The 23505-nt window shown below is 61.4% G+C and carries 24 protein-coding genes and 2 tRNA genes; 10 read left to right on the top strand and 16 right to left on the bottom strand.

Going from position 1 to position 23505, the window contains the following annotated elements; translation table 11 throughout:
- Nucleotides 1-79 precede the first annotated feature (79 nt).
- Nucleotides 80-1078, top strand: a complete 999-nt coding sequence (locus tag IE188_RS01735; protein ID WP_191284742.1) for a nuclear transport factor 2 family protein — start codon at nt 80-82, stop codon at nt 1076-1078.
- A complete protein-coding gene (locus tag IE188_RS01730; RefSeq protein ID WP_191284741.1) occupies nt 1078-1950 on the top strand; it encodes an amidohydrolase family protein in 873 nt (290 codons plus the stop codon). Before IE188_RS01735 ends, IE188_RS01730 begins: the two co-directional genes overlap by 1 nt.
- Nucleotides 1951-1972: 22 nt before the next feature.
- On the opposite strand, the gene IE188_RS01725 is transcribed toward IE188_RS01730, so the two are convergent.
- The 8 genes from IE188_RS01725 to IE188_RS01690 all read right to left on the bottom strand — a co-directional run bounded on the left by IE188_RS01725 (nt 1973) and on the right by IE188_RS01690 (nt 8007).
- Complete coding sequence (locus tag IE188_RS01725; RefSeq protein WP_191284740.1) at nt 1973-3046, bottom strand: 2'-deoxycytidine 5'-triphosphate deaminase; 1074 nt, start codon at nt 3044-3046, stop codon at nt 1973-1975.
- Nucleotides 3047-3119: 73 nt separating this feature from the next.
- A tRNA-Pro gene (locus tag IE188_RS01720) sits at nt 3120-3196 on the bottom strand.
- Between the two features lie 103 nt (nt 3197-3299).
- Entirely contained in the window at nt 3300-4436 is a 1137-nt protein-coding gene (locus IE188_RS16735) for a MerR family transcriptional regulator (RefSeq protein ID WP_229836406.1), read from the bottom strand.
- 73 nt (nt 4437-4509) lie between these two features.
- Nucleotides 4510-4812 carry an integration host factor subunit alpha gene (gene ihfA / locus IE188_RS01710; protein WP_191284739.1) on the bottom strand — a complete coding sequence of 101 codons (303 nt, stop codon included), beginning with the start codon at nt 4810-4812 and terminating at the stop codon, nt 4510-4512.
- Between the two features lie 99 nt (nt 4813-4911).
- Nucleotides 4912-5886, bottom strand: a complete 975-nt coding sequence (locus IE188_RS01705; RefSeq protein WP_191284738.1) for a beta-ketoacyl-ACP synthase III — start codon at nt 5884-5886, stop codon at nt 4912-4914.
- On the bottom strand, nt 5883-6971 hold the full coding sequence (gene plsX, locus IE188_RS01700; RefSeq protein WP_191284737.1) for a phosphate acyltransferase PlsX: 1089 nt from the start codon (nt 6969-6971) through the stop codon (nt 5883-5885). The genes IE188_RS01705 and plsX overlap by 4 nt, the downstream gene beginning before the upstream one ends.
- Before the next feature lie 56 nt (nt 6972-7027).
- Nucleotides 7028-7237 carry a 50S ribosomal protein L32 gene (rpmF, locus tag IE188_RS01695; RefSeq protein WP_191284736.1) on the bottom strand — a complete coding sequence of 70 codons (210 nt, stop codon included), beginning with the start codon at nt 7235-7237 and terminating at the stop codon, nt 7028-7030.
- A 197-nt stretch (nt 7238-7434) separates the two neighbouring features.
- Entirely contained in the window at nt 7435-8007 is a 573-nt protein-coding gene (locus tag IE188_RS01690) for a YceD family protein (RefSeq protein WP_191284735.1), read from the bottom strand.
- 147 nt (nt 8008-8154) lie between these two features.
- On the opposite strand from IE188_RS01690, the gene IE188_RS01685 reads away from it, so the two are divergent.
- The 3 genes from IE188_RS01685 (at nt 8155) to IE188_RS01675 (ending at nt 11389) form a co-directional block, all read left to right on the top strand.
- Nucleotides 8155-8628, top strand: a complete 474-nt coding sequence (locus tag IE188_RS01685; protein ID WP_191284734.1) for an outer membrane protein assembly factor BamE — start codon at nt 8155-8157, stop codon at nt 8626-8628.
- 156 nt (nt 8629-8784) lie between these two features.
- Nucleotides 8785-9531 carry a GNAT family N-acetyltransferase gene (locus IE188_RS01680; RefSeq protein ID WP_191284733.1) on the top strand — a complete coding sequence of 249 codons (747 nt, stop codon included), beginning with the start codon at nt 8785-8787 and terminating at the stop codon, nt 9529-9531.
- 31 nt (nt 9532-9562) lie between these two features.
- Nucleotides 9563-11389, top strand: coding sequence for an ABC-F family ATP-binding cassette domain-containing protein (locus IE188_RS01675; protein ID WP_191284732.1), 1827 nt, complete (start codon nt 9563-9565; stop codon nt 11387-11389).
- A 15-nt stretch (nt 11390-11404) separates the two neighbouring features.
- Here IE188_RS01675 and IE188_RS01670 read toward each other — a convergent pair whose 3' ends face one another.
- The 7 genes from IE188_RS01670 to IE188_RS01640 form a co-directional block, all read right to left on the bottom strand.
- Complete coding sequence (locus IE188_RS01670) at nt 11405-12943, bottom strand: trimethylamine methyltransferase family protein (RefSeq protein ID WP_191284731.1); 1539 nt, start codon at nt 12941-12943, stop codon at nt 11405-11407.
- A gap of 215 nt (nt 12944-13158) precedes the next feature.
- Nucleotides 13159-13800: a PAQR family membrane homeostasis protein TrhA gene (gene trhA, locus IE188_RS01665; protein WP_191284730.1), complete on the bottom strand. Its 642-nt coding sequence runs from the start codon at nt 13798-13800 to the stop codon at nt 13159-13161.
- A 144-nt stretch (nt 13801-13944) separates the two neighbouring features.
- Entirely contained in the window at nt 13945-15342 is a 1398-nt protein-coding gene (locus tag IE188_RS01660; RefSeq protein WP_191284729.1) for a pyridoxal phosphate-dependent decarboxylase family protein, read from the bottom strand.
- Nucleotides 15343-15422: 80 nt separating this feature from the next.
- Nucleotides 15423-16172 carry a triose-phosphate isomerase gene (gene tpiA / locus IE188_RS01655; protein ID WP_191284728.1) on the bottom strand — a complete coding sequence of 250 codons (750 nt, stop codon included), beginning with the start codon at nt 16170-16172 and terminating at the stop codon, nt 15423-15425.
- Between the two features lie 126 nt (nt 16173-16298).
- The gene (locus IE188_RS01650; RefSeq protein ID WP_191284727.1) at nt 16299-16610 is read right to left on the bottom strand and encodes a TfoX/Sxy family protein; all 312 of its coding nucleotides are present in this window, start codon (nt 16608-16610) and stop codon (nt 16299-16301) included.
- Nucleotides 16611-16615: 5 nt separating this feature from the next.
- Entirely contained in the window at nt 16616-16984 is a 369-nt protein-coding gene (locus tag IE188_RS01645; protein ID WP_191284726.1) for a HesB/IscA family protein, read from the bottom strand.
- A 69-nt stretch (nt 16985-17053) separates the two neighbouring features.
- Nucleotides 17054-17413, bottom strand: coding sequence for an SUF system Fe-S cluster assembly protein (locus IE188_RS01640; RefSeq protein ID WP_191284725.1), 360 nt, complete (start codon nt 17411-17413; stop codon nt 17054-17056).
- Between the two features lie 408 nt (nt 17414-17821).
- Here IE188_RS01640 and IE188_RS01635 point away from each other — a divergent pair, with 408 nt between their 5' ends.
- The 5 genes from IE188_RS01635 to IE188_RS01615 all read left to right on the top strand — a co-directional run bounded on the left by IE188_RS01635 (nt 17822) and on the right by IE188_RS01615 (nt 22437).
- Nucleotides 17822-17977: a hypothetical protein gene (locus IE188_RS01635; RefSeq protein ID WP_191284724.1), complete on the top strand. Its 156-nt coding sequence runs from the start codon at nt 17822-17824 to the stop codon at nt 17975-17977.
- 75 nt (nt 17978-18052) lie between these two features.
- A complete protein-coding gene (tgt, locus tag IE188_RS01630) occupies nt 18053-19195 on the top strand; it encodes a tRNA guanosine(34) transglycosylase Tgt (RefSeq protein ID WP_191285288.1) in 1143 nt (380 codons plus the stop codon).
- Nucleotides 19196-19385: 190 nt separating this feature from the next.
- Nucleotides 19386-21788, top strand: coding sequence for an endopeptidase La (gene lon, locus IE188_RS01625; protein WP_191284723.1), 2403 nt, complete (start codon nt 19386-19388; stop codon nt 21786-21788).
- A 99-nt stretch (nt 21789-21887) separates the two neighbouring features.
- A complete protein-coding gene (locus IE188_RS01620) occupies nt 21888-22343 on the top strand; it encodes an HU family DNA-binding protein (protein WP_191284722.1) in 456 nt (151 codons plus the stop codon).
- A gap of 19 nt (nt 22344-22362) precedes the next feature.
- Nucleotides 22363-22437: transfer RNA gene (locus IE188_RS01615), tRNA-Val, on the top strand.
- 35 nt (nt 22438-22472) lie between these two features.
- Here IE188_RS01615 and IE188_RS01610 read toward each other — a convergent pair.
- On the bottom strand, nt 22473-23474 hold the full coding sequence (locus IE188_RS01610; protein WP_229836404.1) for a GlxA family transcriptional regulator: 1002 nt from the start codon (nt 23472-23474) through the stop codon (nt 22473-22475).
- Nucleotides 23475-23505 lie beyond the last annotated feature (31 nt).

The raw sequence follows: 23505 nt of genomic DNA, 5'->3' as shown, positions 1-23505 counted from the left end.
AGACTCTGCTGCGACTTTTTGGCAAGGTATTTTTGCAAGCGTATGCAAAAAGCGCGTAACCGACTGTAATGAGATTGAAATGAACCAACTGCAGCCTGCAAAGGAACTGGTCCGGCGCCACCACGCCGATCTGGTCGCGCCGGGAATCACCGCAGATCGCGCAATGTCCGATCATGTCGCCGAGGGCTATGTCTGGCGCGGATGTCACCCTTTTGGTCAGATCACCTCGGCTTCCGAGGTCGCCCAGCGGTTCTGGACCCCTTTGCGCAACAGCCTGACCAGCCTGCAATGGCGCGAGGATGTGTTCTTCGCCGGTCTGAACCAGATGGACGGGTTCGAAGGGGTCTGGGTGGTGTCGATGGGGCACCTGATGGGGCTGTTCGACCAGCCCTTCCTGAACATCCGGCCCACCGGCAAGATCGCCATGCTGCGCTATTGCGCGTTTCATCGGGTCGCAGGTGGCAAGATCGTGGAAACGGCGATGTATTTCGACCTGCCGCATCTGATGGTGCAGGCTGGGCTGGAACCGTTCCCCGGCCAAACCGCCGCGCAACTGGTGCAACCGGGGCCGCAGACCCAAGACGGGCTGCTGTTTGCACCGCAACCGCGTGACCAGGGCAAGGCCACGCTGGACCTGATCAATCGTATGATCCGCGATTTGGGCCAGTGGCAAAGCGGGCTGCGCCTTGAGGACGAACTGCGCCGGACATGGGCCGAGGAGATGCTATGGTGGGGGCCGACCGGCATTGGCGCGACCTATACGATCCCGCGCTATACACGCCAGCATTCGGGGCCGTTCCGCGCCGCCTTTTCGGACCGCTCGAAAACCACTCATATCGCGCGGCTGGCCGAAGGACACTATGGTGGGTTTTTCGGCTGGCCAAATTTCACCGCGCGGCTGACAGGCGATTTCATGGGGCATGCCGCCACCGGCAAGATCGGAGAGTTCCGCGTGATCGACATTTACCGCCGCAACGGCGATAAACTGGCCGAGAACTGGGTCTTCATCGACCTGTTGCATTTCTGGAAAGCTCAGGGCGATGACGTGTTGCAACGACTGGCCGACGGAGCGCTGTGATGATCGACGCCCACCACCACCTTTGGGATTTGTCCAAGGTGCATTACCCGTGGCTGATGGCCAAGGGCACGCCGCGGTTCTTTGGCGATCCCGCCCCGATACAACGCGATTATCTGCTGGACGAGTTTCGCCGCGACGCAAGCGCGCAAGGCGTCACGGGGTCGGTGCATATTCAGGTCGGCGCGGAAGATGGCTGGGAAGAGGCCGTCTGGATCCAATCGGTGGCGGACGCCAACCCCGACTGGCCGCTGGTTCAGGTTGTGTTCTGTGATCTGACCGCGCCGGACCTTGGCGCGGAGCTTGACCGGCTCCAAACCCTCTCAACCCTGCGCGGGGTGCGTCAGATCGTCGGGCGCGCGCCGGGCGAGGATGCCCAGACCGGCACCAACACGCTGCTGGACGATCCCCGGTTCGCCGATGGCCTGCGCGAATTGGGGCGGCGCGGGTTGAGCTTCGATCTGCAACTGATCCCGGACCTGATGGAAAGGACCGCCCGCGTTCTGGAAACGGCGCCCGACACACAGATTGCCCTGTGTCACGCGGGCAGCCCGCATGATCGTTCGACGACCGGGCTGGCCGATTGGGCCAGCACGCTTCGCCAACTTTCTGACTTGCCACATGTCACCTGCAAACTATCGGGGCTTGGCATGTTCAAACATGACTGGCAGATTCGGGATTTCCGCCCGATCGTTGATGTCTGTCTTGACCAGTTTGGCGCAGATCGTTGCATGTTCGGGTCAAACTTCCCGGTCGACAGCCTGTATTCCGATTATGACACGTTGTTCCGCGCCTATGCTGAACTTGTGCCGCAAGCCTGTCACACACAGGTCTTTCACACCGTAGCGCGCGATTTCTATCGGTTTCAGGCCTGACCGGCAGATCGGGTGGCCTGTATCACTTGAAGTGTTTTGACAACTTCAGCCCCTGGCCCTGATAATTCGACTTGATGTCGGCACCATAGAGCACCTCGGGCACCTCGCTCATCCGTTCATAGACCAGCCGCCCCACGACCTGCCCATGTTCCAGCACAAAGGGCGCTTCGTGGCAGCGTACCTCAAGCACCCCGCGCGACCCGGACCCGCCCGCGGCGTCATAGCCGAAGCCGGGGTCGAAAAAGCCCGCATAATGCACGCGAAACTCGCCCACCATCGCCAGATAGGGGGCCATTTCGGCGGCGCAGTCAGGCGGGATGGCAATCGCTTCGCGGCTGACAAGGATATAGAACGCGCCGGGGTCAAGGATGATGCGCCCGTCCGTCGTGTGCACCTCTTCCCAGTAGTCCACAGGGTCGTAATGGGCAAGTTTTGACAGGTCGACCACGCCTGTATGGCGCTTGGCGCGATAGCCCACCAGATCGCCAGAGGTCGGTTTCAGGTCGACCGAAAACCCGAGCCCGTCCGAGATCACGGGATCGCCGGTCACGATGGGGCTGCGTGCATGGACCGCGCGCAACTCGTCATCGGTCAGGATTGTCTTGCCTTGCCGAAAGATGATCTGGTTCAAAAGCTGTCCGGGCTGGGCGACGACAGAAAAACTCTGCGGGCACAGTTCGGCATAAAGCGGCCCGTCATAGCCTTCCGGCACGCGGTCGAACTCGATCCCGTGATCGGTGATCACGCGGGTCATCAGATCGACCCGTCCGATCGAGGATTTGGCGCTGGCCGCTGCGGTCATCCCGTCGGCCAGTCGCAGACGTTCCATCAGCGGCACGACATAGACGCAGCCCTTTTCCAGCACCGCGCCGCCGGTCAGCGACACCTTGTGCATCGTCAACTCGTCCAGTCGTTCGGCCACGGTCGAGCCCTTGCCGGGCAGAAACGACGCACGCACGCGATAGGCCGTGTCGCCAAGCCGCAGGTCCAGCGAAGCCGGCTGGATCTGCTCATTCAGAATGGGCGAGGACGCGGCGATCCCACCATCGGTGATCATCTGCCGGATTTGCCGGTCTGCCAAAACGCCGGTTTTCATTCGCATCCCCCCTTTCATCCGTCACGCGGATACAAAAACACCCGCCCGATGAACGGGCGGGCGGTTTTGAGATTGGTCGGGCTAGCAGGACTCGAACCTGCGACCTTCCGTCCCCCAGACGGACGCGCTACCAGGCTGCGCCATAGCCCGACTGAGGCCCCTACATAGTGATTTTCTGGGGCAGGGCAAGCGGGAAACGGCAGGAAATGCGTCATTCCGCACGGGGGCACAGATCGGCGTTTCATTTCCGGCCTTATGGGGTCGGGCCAGGGTCGCGGTTCATTTGCGCCGCCAGCGACTCCAACCGGTCCGCCAGCGCCTGCAAGGCAGGAATGTGCGCGCGGGTGCCGGATTTACGGGCCTGCCGCAACGCGGCTGTCAGGGGTGGGGGCGGGGTCGCGTCGTCGTCGCCGGGGTCGGCGGGAATATGCGAAATATCAATCCGCGGGGCAGGGGGCGTTTCCACTGGCGATGGTGCAGGCGCATCCGCAGGGGCAGAGGACGCCGTCGGCGCGTCGGGTGCGTGATGCGATTCGGGGTCGTCCTGCAGACCCGGAAGCTCGGGCGCGCCTTCCGTGCCGGCGTGTGCCGTGTCGGGTGCCGTTCGGGCAGAGGCGAAAAGCCGGGGTTCTGGCTGTGGCTCCGGTTCGGCGTCGGGCAGGGGCGCCGGGCGTTCGTCCTGCGCGTCACCCACATCCCCACGGGTGAAGGGTGGTTCAACGTCGGCTTCGGGCTGGGAGCCAGTCTCGGTTTCGGTTTCGGGCAGGTTGGCCGCGTCGTCGGGTTGCTCGGGCGCGGTGTGGGACGCTTCTTCGTGATGCGGCACCTCCGTCTTGTCCGAAAGTTGTGACGAAGCAGGTGGTGTGGAAACGGTGGGGGCAGGGGTGCCGGACGCCGGATCGGATGACGCTGTTTCAGGCGATACCGTTTCGGGGGGCGCCTCGTCAGCAGACGGGGTTTGTGACGTGGACGGATCTGACTGTTCCGGCTCGGCAGACGGCGCATCCGCGCGCTCTGCCTTCATCGGCACGTCATCCGAGCTGTTTCCGTTTGCGCGCTTTTCTGCCAAGGGAACGACGTTCGACGGGGTGATGTCGCGCATTTCGTCGCTGTCGAGAGGCGGAGACATCCCGGCGACGTGCTTGATCCCCTCTTCCCGCAACAGCTTTTGCACGCCCCGGATGGTCATGCCATCTTCGTGCAACAGCTTCCGGATGCCGCCCAGAAGCTCCATGTCGTTGGGGCGGTAATAGCGTCGCCCACCGGCGCGTTTCACCGGTTTGACCTGGCTGAACCGGCTTTCCCAGAACCGCAGCACATGGGTTGGCACACCCAACCATTCGGCCACCTCGCTGATGGTGCGGAAGGCGTCGGGTGACTTCTTATCCATGTCCAGACCTGTCTGTTCTGCTTCTTTTATTCATCAGGGCGCGGGCACCCGTCGACTGGGCGCCGCGAAGGGATCAGCGTTTGTTCCCTTCGTCGACCCGGTCTTTCATAAGGTGGGATGGGCGAAATGTCAGAACCCGGCGCGGCGGGATCGGCGCTTCTTCGCCGGTTTTCGGATTTCGGCCCACGCGGGCGGCCTTGTCGCGCACTGAAAACGTGCCGAAGGATGAAATCTTGACGCTTTCACCGGCCACCAGGGCATCGGATACATGGCCCAGCACGGATTCGACCAGCTGCGCGCTTTCGTTGCGCGACAGGCCGACTTCGCGAAATACGGCCTCGCTCAGGTCCATGCGGGTCAAAGTCTTTTCACTCATGTCGTCCCCCTGATTGTTTTCGGGAAGCATGGGTGGTTTGATTTTCCGAGTCAATATCAACGGCTTGGGAATTGCCGTTCAGGCAGGGGTTTGACGGTATTACCAGCGGATCACCACCGCGCCCCACGCCAGACCACCACCAATGGCTTCGGTCACAACCAGATCGCCCTGTTTGATCTTGCCCTCGGCACAGCCCACCGACAATGCCAGCGGGATCGACGCCGCCGAGGTGTTGCCATGGTCCTGCACAGTCAGGATCACCCGATCCATCGGCACGCCCATCTTCTTGGCGGTGCCCTGAATGATGCGGATGTTGGCCTGATGGGGCACGATCCAATCCAGATCGTCATCGGTCAGCCCGACCTTGTTCAACGCGGTTTCGGCGGTTTCGGTCAGCTTGCCAACCGCCTGCCGGAACAGGGGATTGCCCTGCATCCGCAAATGGCCCGAGGTCTGCGTCGTCGACACGCCGCCATCGACATACAGCATCTCGCGCATCCGCCCGTCCGAGTTCAGATCCGCCGACAGAATGCCACGATCCGTGGTGTCACCGTTGCCGTCCTGCGCTTCTAGCACCAGGGCCCCGGCGCCGTCACCGAACAACACGCAGGTTGACCGGTCCGTCATATCCAGAATGCGCGAGAACGTCTCGGACCCGATGACAAGCACACGGTCGGCCTGTCCGGACAGGATCAGCGCATTGGCGTTGGTCAGCGCAAAGACAAAGCCAGCGCAGACCGCCTGCACGTCAAAGCCAAAGCCGCGTGACATGCCCAATTCGCTTTGCACCATGGTTGCCACGGACGGAAAGGTCAGGTCAGGGGTTGATGTGGCCACGATGATTGCGTCGATGTCATCAGCGGTCAGCCCGGCCTGTTGCAGGGCCGCGCGCGCCGCGTTGGCGGCCATTTGCGAGGTGGTTTCGTCGTCGGCTGCGAAATGACGCCGTTCGATCCCCGAGCGCGTGCGAATCCACTCGTCTGAGGTGTCGACAATCTTTTCGAAATACGAGTTCGGGACGACGCGTTCGGGCAAATAATGCCCAACGCCCTTGACCACGGCGCGTCTTGTCATTCTTGCTGCTCACCTTGCCGGCTTTCCGTTGCGGCATCTTGACGTGATGCGTCGCCGGATGCAACCCGGGCGGCGAGCTTCTGGTTGAAGCCGCCCTTGGCCAGCTGAAACGCCAGCCGAACGGCGGCGGAAATCCCCGTGGCATCCGCCGAGCCGTGGCTTTTGACCACGGTTCCGTTCAGGCCCAGAAACACGCCGCCATTGTTGCGGCTGGGATCGACCCGCTGGCCCATGCGCTTTAGTGGGCGCATGGCCAGAAGGGCGGCGAGTTTCGACGCGATCGTGGCGCTGAACGCCTCGCGCAGCAGGCCGGAAATCAGCTTGGAGGTGCCTTCGCCCGTTTTCAGCGCGACATTGCCGGTAAACCCGTCGGTGACGATGACATCGACGCGGTCCGAGGGCAGGTCGACCCCTTCCACGAACCCGACAAAATCGATCTGCGCGCCCTCGGCGGCGTTGGTGATCAGTTCGTGAGCGGCTTTCAGCTCGGCGCGGCCCTTGTGTTCCTCGGTCCCGACATTCAACAGGCCTACGCGGGGGCGGGCGATGCCAAGGCCGTTGCGGGCATAGGACGCGCCCATCATCGCGTATTGCAGAAGGTCGTCCTCGTCGGCGCGCACATCGGCGCCCACATCCAGCATCACGTTGAACCCGGACGGGTTGCGCGACGGCCACAGGCAGGCAATGGCCGGGCGGTTCACGCCGGGCAACTTGCGCAGCCGCACCATCGACAGCAGCATCAGGGCGCCGGTGTTGCCACAACTGACTACAACTTCGGCGTCGCCATCCCGCACCGCGTCAATCGCCGACCACATCGAGGTGTTCTGCCCGTTGCGCATCACATGGCTGGGCTTGTCGTCCATCGTGACAGCTTCGTCGGCGTGGCGAATCTCGCACACCTCGGCCAGCCCCGCATGACGGGCAACCAGTCCTTCAAGCTGGGGTTTGTTGCCGTGCAGAATGAACCCGATTTCGGGGTTCTTGTCGGCAGACAGCGCAAGACCGGCAACCACGGCTGCCGGTCCAAGATCTCCGCCCATGGCGTCGACCGATACGATTGTGCGTTTGGGGGCGTTCATTGTCATTCGTTATCCCATGCTCGGGGATTTTCTGACATGCCCGCCCGCGCCGGGCAAGAGCCTTACGCCGCGTCCTCGTCGTCGAAGTCAACTTCGTCGGCAATTGCAACGACTTCGCGGTCGTCATAATGGCCGCACGAGGGGCAGACGTGGTGGGGGCGCTTCAGCTCGCCGCAGTTCGAACATTCGTTCGGGTTCGCGGCAACCAGGGCGTCATGCGCACGGCGGTTGTTGCGGCGCGACTTCGATACTTTGTTCTGTTGGACAGCCATGGTCTCAACCTTCGGTTTCGGGGGCGGTATCGCCCGGTGTCATTCTGGGGCGCAGCGGCCCGGTGTTCTCAAGTCATTCCTGAGTCTCGGCGCCTCATACGCGGTTTGCGGTGCGCTGTCCAACCCATCTTTTGGAAGAAGGCGGGAAAATACTGCTTTTCTTGATTCTTGCAAGGGCGAATTGCACCGAAATCCCGTTAATTGTCTTTCCTGCCCAGTTTGTCGCGCAGGCCGGACAGACCCGCAAAGGGTTTGGCGTCTTCGTCGCTCATTGGCTTGAGACCCGGTTCGGTAAACACCGTCGTCTGAATTTCAGCCCCTTCCGCGCGGGGATAAAGCGGCAGAGCCAGGGCCAGGGCCTCGACCATCACCTGACCCAGATCAATCACGGTGCCCAAAGCCTCGATCGTATCGTCTTCGGGCATTTCGACCTCGTCCGCGCCCGCGGGCTGATCCAGATCGCGAAGCCACCGACGGTCCACCCTGTCGTCAATCCGCGTCGTGACCGGATCCAGTGTCACCACGCAGGCCTGTGTCACGGTTGCCCCCAGTTCCGCCTGCATCTGCCAGTCATGCTTGCCAAAGGGGGCAAGTTCCCCTGCGAACCTGAGCTTGCGAAGACCCTGGATCCCCAGATCCGCGGCGATGGCGGCGCATTCTGCGGCGTCGGGGGCAAGCTCGAACTGGGTCGGCCGGCCCGTGGGCAACTCGGCCACGCGCAAGGGATGTGAAAAGGGCAGGGCGCTGCCAGAGGGGTGTGTGTCGGTCATGTTGCGTCTCCGCTGAATACTCGGTGTCGCCTTTGGTCAGACAGAACCATACACCAGACCCTGGCGGCCGGTGATCGTTTCTTGAACCATGCGCGATCCTGGGCTAAGCCGATACCCAAGACAGGGTGAAGAACGCAAGGGGGCGGCATGTCATATCTGCGCCAGATGGGCAGAAATACGGGCAAGATGATCACGGCAATGCTGCTGGTGGCCCTTGTCGCAAGCTGTTCGGCAATATACCGCAATCACGGTTACATGCCGCCGAAAGAAGATGTCGACCTGATCGAGGTCGGCAAGGACACGCGTGAAACAGTCGGCGCCTCTATCGGCAAACCGGGCACGTCAGGCCTGTTGGCGGGCAGCGGGTATTATTACGTCCGCTCGCGTTTCAAGCATTACCTGTATAACGCCCCGCAAGAGATTGACCGCGAAGTGCTGGCCATCACCTTCACGGAAAAGGGCGTCGTTGAGAACATTGAACGATTCGGGCTTGAGGACGGGCGCGTCGTCGTGCTGGAACGCCGTGTGACCGACAGCAACATCAAGGGCATCGGGTTCCTGCGGCAGCTCTTTGGATCCATCGGTCGGATCGACGTGGCGGAACAGATTCGCGGGAACTGACCGCAAAAGACATGAGTCAAAAGCGCGGTGCCGGTCCGGTGCCGCGTTTTTCGTTTTCTCGCGACGGCTGTCATGGATCCGTTGCATCTTGTCGGCATAAGCTCAGAGGCGCATATGTTGCACGAACTTGCCCCGCGATGGGCTGGAAGGGGTGATATGCTGACACTGACCGCTGGCCGCTACGCCGCCCGGCAGGACCAAAGCTCGGCTGATATCCGGGCCGCACAATCGCTGCGCCATCGCTGCTTTCGCGGCCGCGACGGACTGGACGCCGATCGTTTTGACGATGGCTGCTGGCACCTGTTGGTCGAAGACCGCGCGACGGGCGCGCTGGTCGCATGTTGCCGTGTGCAGTCGTTCGAAAACGGGGCGCGGATTGACGACAGCTATGCCGCGCAGTTTTATGATCTGTCGGCGCTGGCACACTATGACGCCCCGATGGTCGAAATCGGACGCTTCTGCATCTCGTCCGAGGCCCGTGACAAGTCCGATATCCTGCGTCTGGCCTGGGCGATGCTGACCCAGCAGGTCGAAGCCGAGGGCGTCGGGATGCTGTTTGGCTGTTCCTCATTCCCTGGCACCGATGCGACCCGCTATCGCGAGGTGTTTGCCTTTTTACGCGCGCATCACCTGTCGCCCGGCACTTGGCGACCACGGATCAAAACACCCGATGCGATCCGGTTTGCACCGGGCTCGGGCCGTGCGCCGGATGCAAGACAGGCCCTGCGCGTGATGCCGCCGCTGCTGCGCAGCTATCTTGCGATGGGGGGCTGGGTGTCTGATCACGCGGTGGTTGATCATGACCTAAACACGCTGCATGTCTTTACGGGGTTGGAGGTTTTTGCCGTGCCGCCCGCCCGGTTGCGCCTGCTGCGCGCGTTGTCCGCACATGCCGTCTGTTGACCTTGGCAGGCGGATTGCCTAACCCGGCGATATGGCGCGTATACCCTTACTTCAGATGTCCGATATTTCGCTGACCTTTGGCGGCGATCCCGTGTTTGACGGGCTTGACCTTGTGGTGCAACCGGGCGACCGGGTGGCGCTGGTCGGGCGCAACGGGTCGGGTAAATCGACATTGATGAAGGTCATGGCCGGGCTGGTCGAACCGGATCAGGGCACGCGCGTCCTGTCGCCCGGCGTGTCGGTCGGGTATATGGAGCAACACCCGGATTTGTCGCAGTTTTCCACGTTGGGGGAGTTCGCGGTCTCGGGGCTTGAACCGGGGCAGGATTACCTGGTGGAACGGGTGGCCGAGGGGCTTAAACTGCGGCTGGATGCCCCTGTCACCACCGCCTCGGGGGGCGAGCGCCGGCGCGCCGCATTGGCGAAGCTGCTGGCGGAAGCGCCTGACCTCATGTTGCTGGACGAACCGACCAACCACCTGGACATTCAGGCGATTGAATGGCTTGAGGATGAACTGTCGCAAACCCGCGCGGGCTTCATCCTGATCAGCCATGACCGGGCCTTTCTGCGCGCGCTGACCCGCGCCACCCTCTGGGTTGATCGCGGACAGGTGCGGCGGCAGGAAAAGGGGTTCGAGCACTTTGAAGCCTGGCGCGACAAGGTCTGGGACGAAGAAGACCAAAGCCGCCACAAGCTGAACCGCAAGATCAAATCCGAAGCGCGCTGGGCGGTGGAAGGCATCAGCGCGCGGCGCAAGCGCAACCAGGGCCGCCTGCGGGCGTTGCAGGACCTCAAGGCCGAACGCGCCGCCCAGATCAAGCGGCAGGGCGCGGCAGAGATGGCGCTGGAGGCCGGGCCAAAATCGGGTCGCAAGGTGATTGAGGCGCGCGGCATCTCGAAATCCTATGGCGACAGGGTGATCTTGCGCGACTTCGACCTGCGCGTGATGCGCGGTGAAACCATCGCCTTCGTCGGCCCGAACGGGGCGGGCAAGACCACGCTTCTGAACATGCTGGTCGGGCAGGAAACACCCGATACCGGCAGCGTGCAACACGGCACAGGGCTGGAAATCGCGGTGTTCGACCAAAACCGCACCGGGCTGGTCGAAGATGACAGCCTATGGGAAAACCTGACCGGCGACCCCGACATGCGCGTATCGGGCAAGGCCGATCAGGTGATGGTGCGGGGTAATCCCAAACACGTCGTTGGTTATCTGAAAGAGTTTCTGTTTTCCGACGCTCAGGCCCGCGCGCCCGTCCGGTCACTGTCCGGCGGCGAAAAGGCGCGGCTGATCCTGGCCAAGATCATGGCGCGGCAATCGAACCTTCTGGTGATGGACGAGCCGACCAACGATCTGGACGTGGAAACACTGGACCTTTTGCAAGAGCTGATCACGGCCTATGACGGCACGGTTCTGGTGGTCAGCCACGACCGTGATTTTCTGGATCGCGTGGCCGAACGCACCATCGCGATGGAAGGCGACGGGCGGGCGACGATCTATCCGGGCGGCTGGTCGGATTACCAGGCGCAACGGGATGCGCGGGTGGGCGCACCTGAAAAAAAGAAAGAAAAATCAAAGCCGAAGGCAGAAAATCTCAAGCAGGACATGAGGTCGCAACCTGATGGATTGTCCTTTACCGAACAGCATCGCCTTGACGCCTTGCCCGCCGAAATGGATCGCCTGTCTGCCGAGATTGCAAAACTGGAAGAATTTCTGATGGACCCGGAGCTGTTCACCAGGGAGCCGGTGAAATTCAAGAAAGCGTCCGAAGGTCTTGCCGAGCGGCAGAAAGCGTTGGCCGCGGCAGAAGAGGAATGGCTGACCTTGGAAGAAAAGGCCGAGGCCGCGCGCGGGTGACGCACGCAGCGGATTTTATTGCGGCAGGTGGATGTTGAACCGCGCCCGGATCGCAGCATCGACTTGCGGATCGAAACGGGCACTGGCCCTTTGCGCCAGTATCTCCTCTTTCCGTGCGGTCGCGGCGGCGATCAGGTCGGGCTTGCCGACCTCGGCCCATTCTTTGGGGGAGGTTCGATCGCCAAGCGTCGGATAGACAAAATCCGTCTGCATCCGGCTGAGCGTCTGATCCTCGCCCAGATAGTGACCCGGGCCGTCAAGGCAGACCGATCGCATCATCTCGATACTGACCGCATCTTCAGTGACTTCGATCCCGCGCACACAGCGCAACGCCTGCCCGACAATATCGTCCCCCAGGATCAGGCTTTCGTGGCAAAAGCCCAGAAGCGACGCGTGCATGCCCGCCGCTTCGTACACCATGTTCAACCCGGACAGGCCGGCCAGTACGTTGGAACACATCTGTTCCCACCCCGCCTGCATGTCGGGCAGTTTTGAATCCGAGAACCCCGCCGCCGCTCCGCCGGGCAGGCCATAAAACTGGTGCATCTGGGCGCAGCCCGCCGACATCAGCGCCTGTTCCCCCGATCCGCCCGACATGGCCCCGGATCGCAGATCGACAAGGAAGGGCCATGTGCCGAAAATGGCGGGGTGCCCCGGCGCAATTGCATTCACATAGACCACACCCGCCAGACATTCGGCGACGGCCTGAACGATCGCGCCCGCCAGCGTAGGGGGCGCCGTGGCGGTCGCCATGCCCGCAGACAACAGAAGAACGGGCATGCCGGCCGCGATCACCTTCTCCATCACCTGACAGCTTTCGGTGGCGAATTTCATTGGCGGCACGACAAAGCAGTTGGAGTTCGACACGAACGGGCGCGCCCTCCAGGCCGCTTCCCCGCCCGCGATCATGTGCAGAAGCCCGATACCGTCCTCAACGAAATCGGGTTCCGAGAACGAGATGCCCACGTGTTTTGTCGTCCCCGACGTGCAGGCATAGATCGAGTTCAGATCCATCTCGCGGTTGTCGGGGATGTCGCGGCAGACCATGGGCCGTTGCAGGAAATGGATGTTGTCCAGTTGATCGACGATGCGTGCGGCATCATGCAGGTCCTGAACGGTGCTTTCGCGATACTCCCGCCCATGCGGGTCGACCATGTGAACCGCCGCACCCGCAGTGCCGTAATGCACGCGCCTTGCGCCCAGGGTCAGATCATGGCGCGGGTCGCGCCCGCACAGGGTGATCCCCTTTGCCGCCTTGGCGAGCATGTCTTCGACCAGGGCGCGGGGGAAACGCAGGCGTCCATCTTCGCCCAGCACCGCGCCCGCGCGGGTCATGATGTCGATGCCCGATGGCGGCGCATCTGCCAGCCCTACCTGTTCCAGCGCATCGAGCGCGGCAAGGTGAATGCGACGAATGCCTTCCGGGGTCAGGGGGGTGAAGGTGCCGCCCTCCATCCCTGCGCGGACGGGGCGGACATCTTGGGCAAGCGGGGCTGCGCGCAGGGCCTGGCGGGCGGCACGTCCACCGGATCGGCGGGAACTGGTCTTGGTCATGGCTGAAACCTGAATTGTTGTGGGGCGTGGTGACGGTGAATGACCGTCAGGGGCGCCCACGCGCCGCGCGTCCACGCTCGGCACCAATGGTGCGCACAACAAGTGAAATGAGCCAGTCCAGCCGATCCATTTCCGTCCTCCCTTCCCTGAGCCTAGCGGGTCGGGAAACGACAGGTCTGTTCTGTTCGCGTCATGAACCGCGGTTAATTTCGACCTCAGGTGCCCACCACCATCACGACAGCGGCGTAATGCGCCGCCGCGCCCAGCAGGACGTGGATATGCCAGATCGCGCGGTTGAAGGGCAGATGTTCGCCAAGATGGAAGAAGATTCCCAAGGTGAACAACAATCCGCCACCGACAAGCAACACCAGCACAACCGGGCTGAACGAAGCGATCAGTGGGCCGATCATCAGAACCGCCATCCAGCCCTGCATCAAGGTCAGCATCAGTCCGAACCGTTCGAACCGACCGAAGAAAAAGAGCTTCATCGCCACGCCGATCAGGGCAAGGGTCCATGCCGCAGCAACCAGCGCATAGCCATTGGTGCCGCCAATTCCGATCAGGGCGATGGGCGTATAAGTGCCCGCGATCATCAGATAGATCGCCGCGTGATCGAATTTGCGCAACACCTGTCGTGCCGACCGGTGAAGGGTCATGTTATACGCTGCGGATAAGGTGAAGCTGGCGATCAGCCCGGCCCCATAGGCCAGCATGGGCGGCAGATGCCCCAAAGGGGCGTCCCCCATTGCCCAGTAGATCAGGGCGACCGATCCGATAATTGCGGCGACCACCCCCAAACCGTGAACGACGCCATCGGCGACGTACTCGTGATATGTAAAGTCCTTCCCGAACTCCATTGGATTCCCCTTTCGCCTATCTAATAGATAAGAACCAAAGCGGGTGCCGGCATGCCGATTGTGCGGTAAAATAATGTCCGCCGCACAAGGCATGACCCGCATCCAGTTTATACGCTGGCACGGAAAAGTAAAGATTTCTTGCTGTTAGAGGTCGCGGGACAGTTCCTGCAGCACGTCGGGGATCATCATCACATCGTCACGGGTCGTCGAATATTGGCCGACCGAGACGCGGATGACGAACTGCCCCTCGTGCTGGGTTTGGGTCAGATACAGGCGACCGTCGCGGTTCACCCGCTCCAGCAGGGCGGCGGTTTTCGCGTCGTCGTGAAAGCGGAAAGTGAACAGCGACAAGATTGGCGGTGTCGTGATTTCAAAGCCGGGCAGGGTGGCGATGACCTCTGCGACCTCGTTAGTCCAGGCGACATGGTTGCGAATGCGGGCCCGCAGGCCCGACAGCCCCTCGGCGCGCAAGAGGAACCACAGTTTCAGCGCCCGGAAGCGGCGGCCAAGGGGCAGGGTCCATTCGTTGTAATTGACCACCTCATCCTTGCCCTGCGTCCTGAGGTATTCGGGGCGCAACCCCATCGCGCCGATCTGCGGGGCGGGATCGCGCAGGAACTGCACGGCGCAATCGAACTGGGCTCCCAGCCATTTGTGAGGATTAAAGATGATGCTGTCCGCGGCCTCGATTCCTGTCCAGAGGGTGCGAAACTCTTCACAGATCATGGCGGACCCGGCCCAGGCGGCGTCCACATGCACGGTCAGGCCGTGGGCGTGTGCCACGTCGATACAGGCAGTGATGTCGTCACATGCCCCGATGGACGTGCCGCCAACGCAAAGCACAACACCAGCGGGCTTCAGCCCCGCCGCAAGATCGTCGCGGATCAGGCGATCAAGGGCGTCCGGGTCCATAGACCAGGTGGGATGTCCGGGCACGGTTGGCACCTTGACCAGATTGTCCTGCCCGATGCCCGACAGGCGCACCGCCTTGTCGACGCTGGAATGGGTCTGCGCGCTGGCATAGATGCGCAGCGTGGGCGCGCCAGACAGCCCTTTGGTGATGCCTTCGTGCCCCAAGGCGAGTTCGCGCATGGTCGTGACAGCAGAAAAAGTCGCCGTGGTCGCACTGTCATGAATGGTGCCGGTGAAACCAAGGGGCAGCCCCATCGCATCACGCAGCCAGCGGATCACCAGTTCTTCCATCTCATTCGCGGCGGGGGCGGTTTGCCACAGCATGGCTTGCGCTGACATGGCGTTGGCCAGTTGCTCGGCCAGCATCGAGGCAGGGGCGGCGTTGGCCGGGAAATAGGCAAAGAACCGCGGGTGCTGCCAATGGGTCATCGCGTCAGGCACCAGCCGCGTGAAGTCGTCAAAGATCGCCTCGACCGGATCAGGCTGTTCTGGAACGGGGGCGTCAATCTTTGCCAGAAACTCACCCGGCGCGATGTTGGGGCGCACGGGCCGGTCGCGCAGACCCGCGTGATAGTCTCGCGCCCAGTCGGCGGCGCGTTTCTGCCAGTCGGCGAGGTCGGAGTAGTCCATCAAGAGCTCCCGCGGAAATAATTAACGAGTTAATTAAGTGAGGTCCTTTGTCAAGCCGCAGATTGACCCCGATTGGCGGGTCAGGCGTTTTCCAACGCGGTGATGATAGGCGAGAAATCCGTGGCCGACAGGCTGGCGCCCCCGACAAGTGCGCCATCGACATTCGAAACGGCAAAAATCTCGGACGCATTGGCGGGTTTCACAGAGCCGCCATACAGAATGCGCGTTGACCGCCCGACGCCTGCGCCGAACCGGGTTTCCAACCGTATGCGGATGAAATCATGCACCTCGCCGATCTGGTCCAGCGTCGGTACCTTGCCGGTGCCGATCGCCCAGATCGGTTCATAGGCGACGACAAGGCTGTCGCCCGTGACGACATCCGGAATCGACCCGGCCAATTGCCCGCCGATGATGTCCAGCGTGTTGTTGGCCTCACGCTCGGCAAGGCTTTCGCCGACGCAGACGATCGCCTTCAACCCGGCGGACAGGGCCGCGACGACCTTGTTGCGCACATCGGTGTCGCTTTCCCTGTGATCCTCGCGGCGTTCTGAATGGCCCAGAATGACATACTGGGCGCCCGCATCCAGCAACATCGGGGCGGACACGTCGCCGGTATGGGCGCCGCTGTCCTTCTGATGACAATCCTGTCCGCCAATGGCGATCTGCGCAGATGCCGCCGCGGCCGCACGGGAAATCAGGGTGGCGGGAGGACAGATCAGGATGTCACAGCCGGGGGTGGGGTGGGCTTTTGCCAGCGCCTCCAACTCGACAAGATCCGCGCTGGTCCCGTTCATCTTCCAATTGCCTGCTGCCAGTTTGCGCCGGGTCATCATATGTCTCCTACTGTGTCACGCGTGTTGTCGGACGCAGCGCGATGGGCGTCAAGCCCCGCAGGCCAAGTGCCGCGGCGCAATTGGGCGTGGTCATGCTGTTTAGTGGTCGAAGGGTGGTCGCGATCAGGCCAGAGCGTCCAGCGCCCGTTGCGCCCAATCGCGGGCCAGATCCGGGTCGTCCAGGGCAGCGTCGGGCAGGGTCCAATATCCCATCGTCTTGCCGTCCATCCCGAAAATGTGGCTGCCTTCGGCATCCAGTGCCTCGGCAAAGGCACCTTTCGCTTTCAGGTAAACCTCGCCCTTGCTGGACAGGATCGCAAAGACCTGCCCGTCGCAGTAAAAGGTCGCGCCACCCATCATCTTGCGATGGGTCAGAGGGCCAAGTCCGTGAAACAGCTCTTTGACGAAGGCAATATCGGCGTCGCTGACCGCCATCAGCTTTACGATGTCCCGTTGGTCAGCGCGTCGTCGAATTTGATCGATTCTCCACAGCCGCAGGCTTCGCTGACATTGGGGTTGCGAAACTTGAACCCGGATTCCAGGAGCGATACCTCATAGTCGATCTCGGTCCCAAACAGGAACATCTGTGCCATGGGGGCAATGATCACGCGGGCATCGCCCTGTTCGACCACTTCTTCATGCGGGTCGACCTCGTCGACATAGTCCATGGTGTATTCCATACCCGCACAGCCGCCCTTCTTGACCCCGATCCGCAAGCCCGTGTGCCCGCCAGACGCCATCAGCTTGGCGATCTGGTTCTCGGCGGCTTGTGTCATCGTGATCGGCGCTTTGCCGGGAATGCCAAACATCCGTCTCTCCTTCAAGGGCGCGCATGGCGCCTGACGCGCCGATTGCGGTACTGATGGCGTCAGATGGGATTACATGAACCCCAGTTCAAGACGCGCTTCATCCGACATCATCTCCATCCCCCAGGGCGGGTCCCAGGTCATGTCGACATTCACCTGCTTGACGCCCGCGACCGGCTCGATCGCCTCGACCAGCCAGCCCGGCATCTCGCCCGCCACCGGGCAGCCCGGTGCGGTCAGGGTCATGATCAGGTCAACCTCGTTCTGGTCGTTGATCTCGATCGTGTACACCAGACCGAGGTCAAAGATATTGACCGGAATTTCAGGATCATAGACCGTGCGGCAGGCTTCGACCACGCTGTCATAAAGCGGATGATCGACCGTCGACGGCTTGATCAGTGGTTCGCCTTCAATCTTGTCGGATGTGTTCATAGTCTGTGTGCCATCATTCTAAACCTGACTGATCATATAAGGATTACGATCGTGAAGGTCCAGTGCCAGCCCGGCGGCAAACGCGCGCAGTTGAACGATCTTGCCAGATCGCCGGATGTGCCGACCCGCCCGACGCGCGCAGATGCACTTATTTGAGGGCTGCGTTGTTTGTTTCGCTTCGCGATCCAAACAACGTTAAGAACGGTCGACTGTGTCGAATATCACAACAGCTTGATGCGCAAACGCCTATAATTCGCCATAAAATAGACGCGTTCGACTTGAATTCTCTGTTGAAAACACATTTTGAGGTGTGCATGTGCGATACGAGGAGCCTTGGCGGTGATATCGACGAAGAACGGTGAGACGAAGACAGTGACGTGCACCAAGCAGCTGGACCAGGCGGCCCGCATGGTGCAGGACGTCGCCTATGCGCTGGCCAATCGGGTGGATAACACCACGCTGACCGAACTGATGCTGACCAGTCGCAAGCTGGAACGGCTGTCGGAACGGGTGAATGCCGCCAACCTTGGCACGGTCAGGATCAGCCACGACGACGACAGCTGACCGGCAGGTCGGTCGGCACCGGTGTTTGCTTAAAAACTGCTTGGCAATCGGGGCGTCATGCGCCACATCAGCCGCATGCAAGATCAGAACCAGACCCGCATCACGTTTACCCTGAACGCCACGGACGGCAAGGCCCGCACCGGTGTGATTTCGACCCCACGCGGCCAGATCCGCACCCCGGCTTTCATGCCCGTGGGCACCGCGGCCACCGTGAAGGCGATGATGCCCGAAAGTGTTGCGGCAACGGGTGCCGACATTCTGCTGGGCAACACCTATCACCTGATGCTGCGCCCGACGGCGGAACGGATCGACCGGTTGGGTGGCCTGCACACGTTTATGAACTGGGACAAGCCGATCCTGACCGATTCGGGCGGCTTCCAGGTGATGAGCCTGGCGGGTCTGCGCAAACTGACCGAGAAGGGTGTGACCTTCAAATCCCACATTGACGGGTCGAAACACGAGCTGACGCCGGAACGCTCGATGGAGATTCAGCGGCTGCTGGGGTCCGACATTGTCATGTGCTTCGACGAATGCCCCGCATTGCCTGCCGACCGTGACCGCATCGCGGACAGCATGCGCCTGTCGATGCGTTGGGCGGCCCGGTCGAAAGAGGCGTTCGGGGATCGCCCCGGCCATGCCCTGTTCGGGATCATGCAAGGTGGGCTGGAACGCGACCTTCGCGAAGAAAGCGCCGAGGCTTTGAAACAGATCGGGTTCGACGGCTATGCCGTTGGCGGGCTGGCCGTCGGCGAAGGGCAGGCGGCCATGTTCGACTGCCTTGATTTTGCACCTGGCTTCCTGCCCGAAGCGAAGCCACGCTATCTGATGGGTGTGGGCAAACCCGACGATATCGTGGGCGCGGTCAAACGCGGCATCGACATGATGGACTGCGTGTTGCCCTCGCGGTCCGGTCGCACGGGGCAGGTGTTCACCCGTCACGGTGTTTTGAATATCAAAAACGCCCGCCATCAGGACGACCCGCGCCCGTTGGATGAAGCCTGCACATGTCCCGCTTGCCGCAACTATTCGCGCGCCTATCTGCACCACGTGTTCCGCGCGCAAGAGATGATTTCGGGCATGCTTCTGACCTGGCACAACCTGCATTATTTCCAAGAGATCATGCAGGGCATGCGCGACGCCATCGCCGCCGGCACCTTTGCCGAATGGGAAACAGCCTTCCATGCCGGGCGCGCGCAGGGCGATATCGACCCGCTTTAGGAAATCGCTAACCTTCTTCTGCAAAACAGGTCCCGCTTTGCCCTTGTTGTCGGCGCGCGGCGGGGGCAGAGTGGAGAGGCAAAGCGGGTTGACGTCGGGGGTTGCGACCCCCATCTGAATATCCGAACAGGAGGCGCCCCGGCTGCCGCAACACAGGGGCAGGGCGCTTTGCCAAAAACAAGGAAATCTTATGAGTGAGCAACTGAGCCAATCCTTCCCGGTCCTGCCGCTGCGCGACATCGTGGTGTTCCCCCACATGATCGTGCCGCTGTTTGTCGGGCGCGAGAAATCCGTCCGTGCGCTGGAAGAGGTGATGGCAGATGACAAGCAGATCCTTCTGTCCAGCCAGATCGACCCGTCGGTTGATGAGCCGGATGTGGATGGGATTTATACCGTGGGCGTGCTGGCGAATGTGCTGCAACTGCTGAAACTGCCCGATGGCACCGTGAAAGTGCTGGTCGAAGGGCAGTCGCGTGTGCGCATCACCGATTATGTCGACAACACCGAGTATTTCGAGGCCTTTGCCGAGGTGATCGAAGAGCGGCCCGGCGACCCAAACGAGATCGAGGCGCTTCTGCGCTCGGTCAGCGAAGAGTTTGAACGCTACGCCAAGATCAAGAAAAACATCCCCGAAGAAGCCCTTGCCGCCGTGTCGGAAACCCGCGCGCCGGACAAGCTGGCTGACCTTGTGGCGGGTCATTTGGGCGTAGAAGTCGACCAGAAACAGGAGCTGCTGGAAACCTTCACCGTGTCCGAACGTCTGGAAAAGGTGTTCGGCCTGATGCAGGGCGAAATGTCCGTGCTGCGGGTCGAGAAAAAGATCAAGACGCGCGTCAAAAGCCAGATGGAGCGCACCCAGCGTGAATACTATCTGAACGAGCAAATGAAGGCCATTCAGAAGGAACTTGGCGACGGCGAGGAAGGTCAGAACGAACTGACCGAGTTGGAAGAGAAGATCGAAGCCACCAAGCTGTCGAAAGAGGCGCGCGAGAAGGCGGATGCCGAGCTGAAAAAGCTCAAGAACATGTCGCCCATGTCGGCCGAAGCCACGGTCGTGCGCAACTATCTGGATTGGATGCTGGGTCTGCCATGGGGCACGAAAAGCCGTGTCAAGAAAGACCTGAATAACGCCCAGAAGGTTCTGGACGCCGATCACTATGGGCTTGAGAAGGTCAAGGAACGCATTGTCGAGTATCTCGCCGTGCAACAACGCTCGAAAAAGCTGAAAGGCCCGATCATGTGCCTTGTCGGCCCTCCGGGTGTGGGTAAAACCTCGCTTGGGAAATCGGTTGCCAAGGCCACGGGGCGCGAGTTCATTCGCATCTCGTTGGGGGGTGTGCGCGATGAAAGCGAAATTCGCGGTCACCGCCGGACCTATATCGGCTCGATGCCCGGCAAGATTATCCAGGCCTTGAAAAAGGCGAAGACCACGAACCCGCTGATCCTCTTGGATGAGATCGACAAGATGGGGCAGGATTTCCGGGGCGACCCGGCATCCGCGATGCTTGAGGTGTTGGACCCGGAACAGAACTCGACCTTCGTCGACCACTATCTTGAGGTCGAATATGACCTGTCGAATGTGATGTTCCTGACCACCGCAAACTCTTACAACATGCCCGGTCCGCTTCTGGACCGGATGGAGATCATTCCGCTGGCGGGCTACACTGAAGATGAGAAGCGCGAGATTGCAACGCGTCATCTGTTGCCGGAAGTGATCAAGGATCACGGGTTGAAGAAGGGCGAATTTACCGTGCCCGAGACCACGCTGACCGATATCATCCGCTACTACACCCGCGAGGCGGGGGTGCGGAACCTGAAGCGCGAGCTTGCCAAGCTGGCGCGCAAGGCCGTCACCAAGCTGGTCAAGAAAGAGGTCGATACGATCGAGATCACACCCGATCTGCTGGACGACTATCTTGGCGTGCGCAAGCACCGCTATGGTCTGGCCGAGAAAGAGGATCAGATCGGTGTTGTCACCGGGCTGGCCTGGACCAGTGTGGGTGGTGATCTTCTGTCCATCGAAGCCTTGCGTCTGCCAGGCAAGGGCCGGATGAAAACCACCGGCAAGCTGGGTGATGTGATGAAAGAGTCAATCGACGCGGCCAATTCCTATGTCCGTTCGATCGCACCGGAAATCGGCGTCAAGCCACCCCAGTTCGAAAAATGGGACATTCACGTGCACGTGCCGGAAGGCGCGACGCCCAAGGATGGCCCCTCGGCGGGGCTGGCGATGGTGACGTCCATCGTGTCCGTTCTGACGGGCATTCCGGTCAAGAAAGACATCGCCATGACGGGCGAAGTCACGTTGCGCGGCAACGCGCTGGCCATTGGCGGGCTGAAGGAGAAGCTGCTGGCGGCCCTGCGTGGTGGCATCAAGACCGTGTTGATCCCGCAGGAAAACGAAAAAGACCTGCGCGACATTCCCGACAATGTGAAAGAAGGGTTGGAGATCATCCCGGTCAGTCACGTGTCCGAGGTGCTGAAACACGCCCTGGTGCGTGAACCGGTCGCCGTGGAATGGGATGAGGCCGCCGAAGAGGCTGCCACGGCCCTGGCCAAGAACCCGACCAGCGCGCCGCCTGTTGCGCACTGATCACCAAGCAAAGCAAACGTGCGGGCCAGATTGCCCGCACGTTTCATTTTAGGACATATCACTACGCCGGGCTTCACGCCCAAATGGAAAGAAAGCATCATGGCTGCACGTGCGACATCCAAAACAAAATCCAAATCGACCAGCGCCCCGAAAACAACGGCCAGGGCGGGCGCGAAAACAGGCACCACTGTCAAAGACGCAGCCAAAGCGGCACCCCCTCTGGCCCCCGCCGCCGGAAACGCGCCGGACGCAGCAGATACCAAGGCCACCCCGAATGTCCCGGCCAACCCGGTGGTCAAAACTCGCGACATGCTGGCGCGTGTGGCCGCGCGCGCCGACCTGCGCCCCAATCAGGCCCGCGATGTCTATGAGGCTGTTTTGGAAGAACTGGGGGCGGCTCTGCTGCGCGGTGAAAAACTGCGCCTTCCCCCTTTGGGCACGATCAAGCTCAACCGGCAGAAATCCTTGCCGGACGCCGATGTGATCATCTGCAAGATCCGTCGCAACAAAGCAATGACCGCCGCGAAAGATGCCCTTGCACCTGAGGATGAGTGACGCTAAAAGCTGCCCCGTTGGGTGATTAGCTCAGTGGTAGAGCGCTTCGTTCACATCGAAGATGTCAGCGGTTCAAATCCGTTATCACCCACCATTTCTCTCTTTCAGATCGGATGCCACCCAAGGTCATCAGATATGGCCGGTGGAGAACTTGTGCGGCGACATGCCGAAAGCCTCGCGGAAACGTTTTGAGAAATAGGCCGCCGATTCGAAGCCGCAGGCCACCGCCACGTCGACAACCGGCAAATTGGTTTCCGCCAGCAGGATGCGGGCGCGTTGCAGGCGCAGGTTCTGCAGGTATTTCTTGGGGGTCGTGTCCAGATAGTGACGAAACAGCCGCTCCATCTGGCGGCGCGAAATACCAAGTTCGTCGGTGACGATGTCCAGATTGATATGGTCTTCCAGATGCGCTTCGAAATAGTTGATGACGCGCACCAGCTTGTCGTTGCGCACCCCGATCGAGGCCGAGGTCGAGCTTTGCTGCCGATCCGTTTCCGACCGTTGCACCGTATGCAGGCACATGTTCAGGACAGCCTGCGCCAGCACTGGCCCGTGCGTGTCATAGATGAGCTTGAAAAACAGGTCCGTGGCGGCTGATCCACCACCACAGGTCATCACGCGGTTGTCCATCGTGTAAAGCTGTTCGACCGGATCAAGGTCCGGGAAATGTTCCCGAAACGGGGCGATGTTCTCCCAGTGCAGGGTGAATTTGTGACCGGACAGGATGCCCGCCCTGGCCAGTGTATAGGCCCCCGTGCACAAGGCCCCGACCGTACGGCCCAGGCGCCACTGCCGGCGTGTCCAATCCGCCACCTTGCTGCTGGTCGACAGTTCCGGCTGCACGCCGGAGCAGATGAAGATACGACTGTCTGTGGGCGTATCTCCCAAGGCGCGGTCGATGCCGATCTCGATCCCGTTCGAACAGCGCACGTTTTCGCCGTTTTCGGACATGGTGGTCCATGAATACAGATTTTGGCCTGTCAGTTGGTTCGCGATCCGCAGGGGTTCGATGGCTGAGGTGAAGGCCAGCATCGACAGGTTGGGCAATAGGACAAAGACGATCGGCTCGGGGCTGTCCGGAGCCTCGATGTCAACATGGGCAACGCCTTTGGGCACGACTGGGGCCGACACGTTCGTGATCCTCGCTGATGGGGTGTCGGCA

Origin of the sequence: Aliiroseovarius zhejiangensis, from assembly GCF_014656375.1 — a bacterium.
Lineage (GTDB): Bacteria > Pseudomonadota > Alphaproteobacteria > Rhodobacterales > Rhodobacteraceae > Aliiroseovarius > Aliiroseovarius zhejiangensis.
Note: the sequence above shows the minus strand (reverse complement) of the source record. Positions and strands in the feature narration are given on the sequence as shown.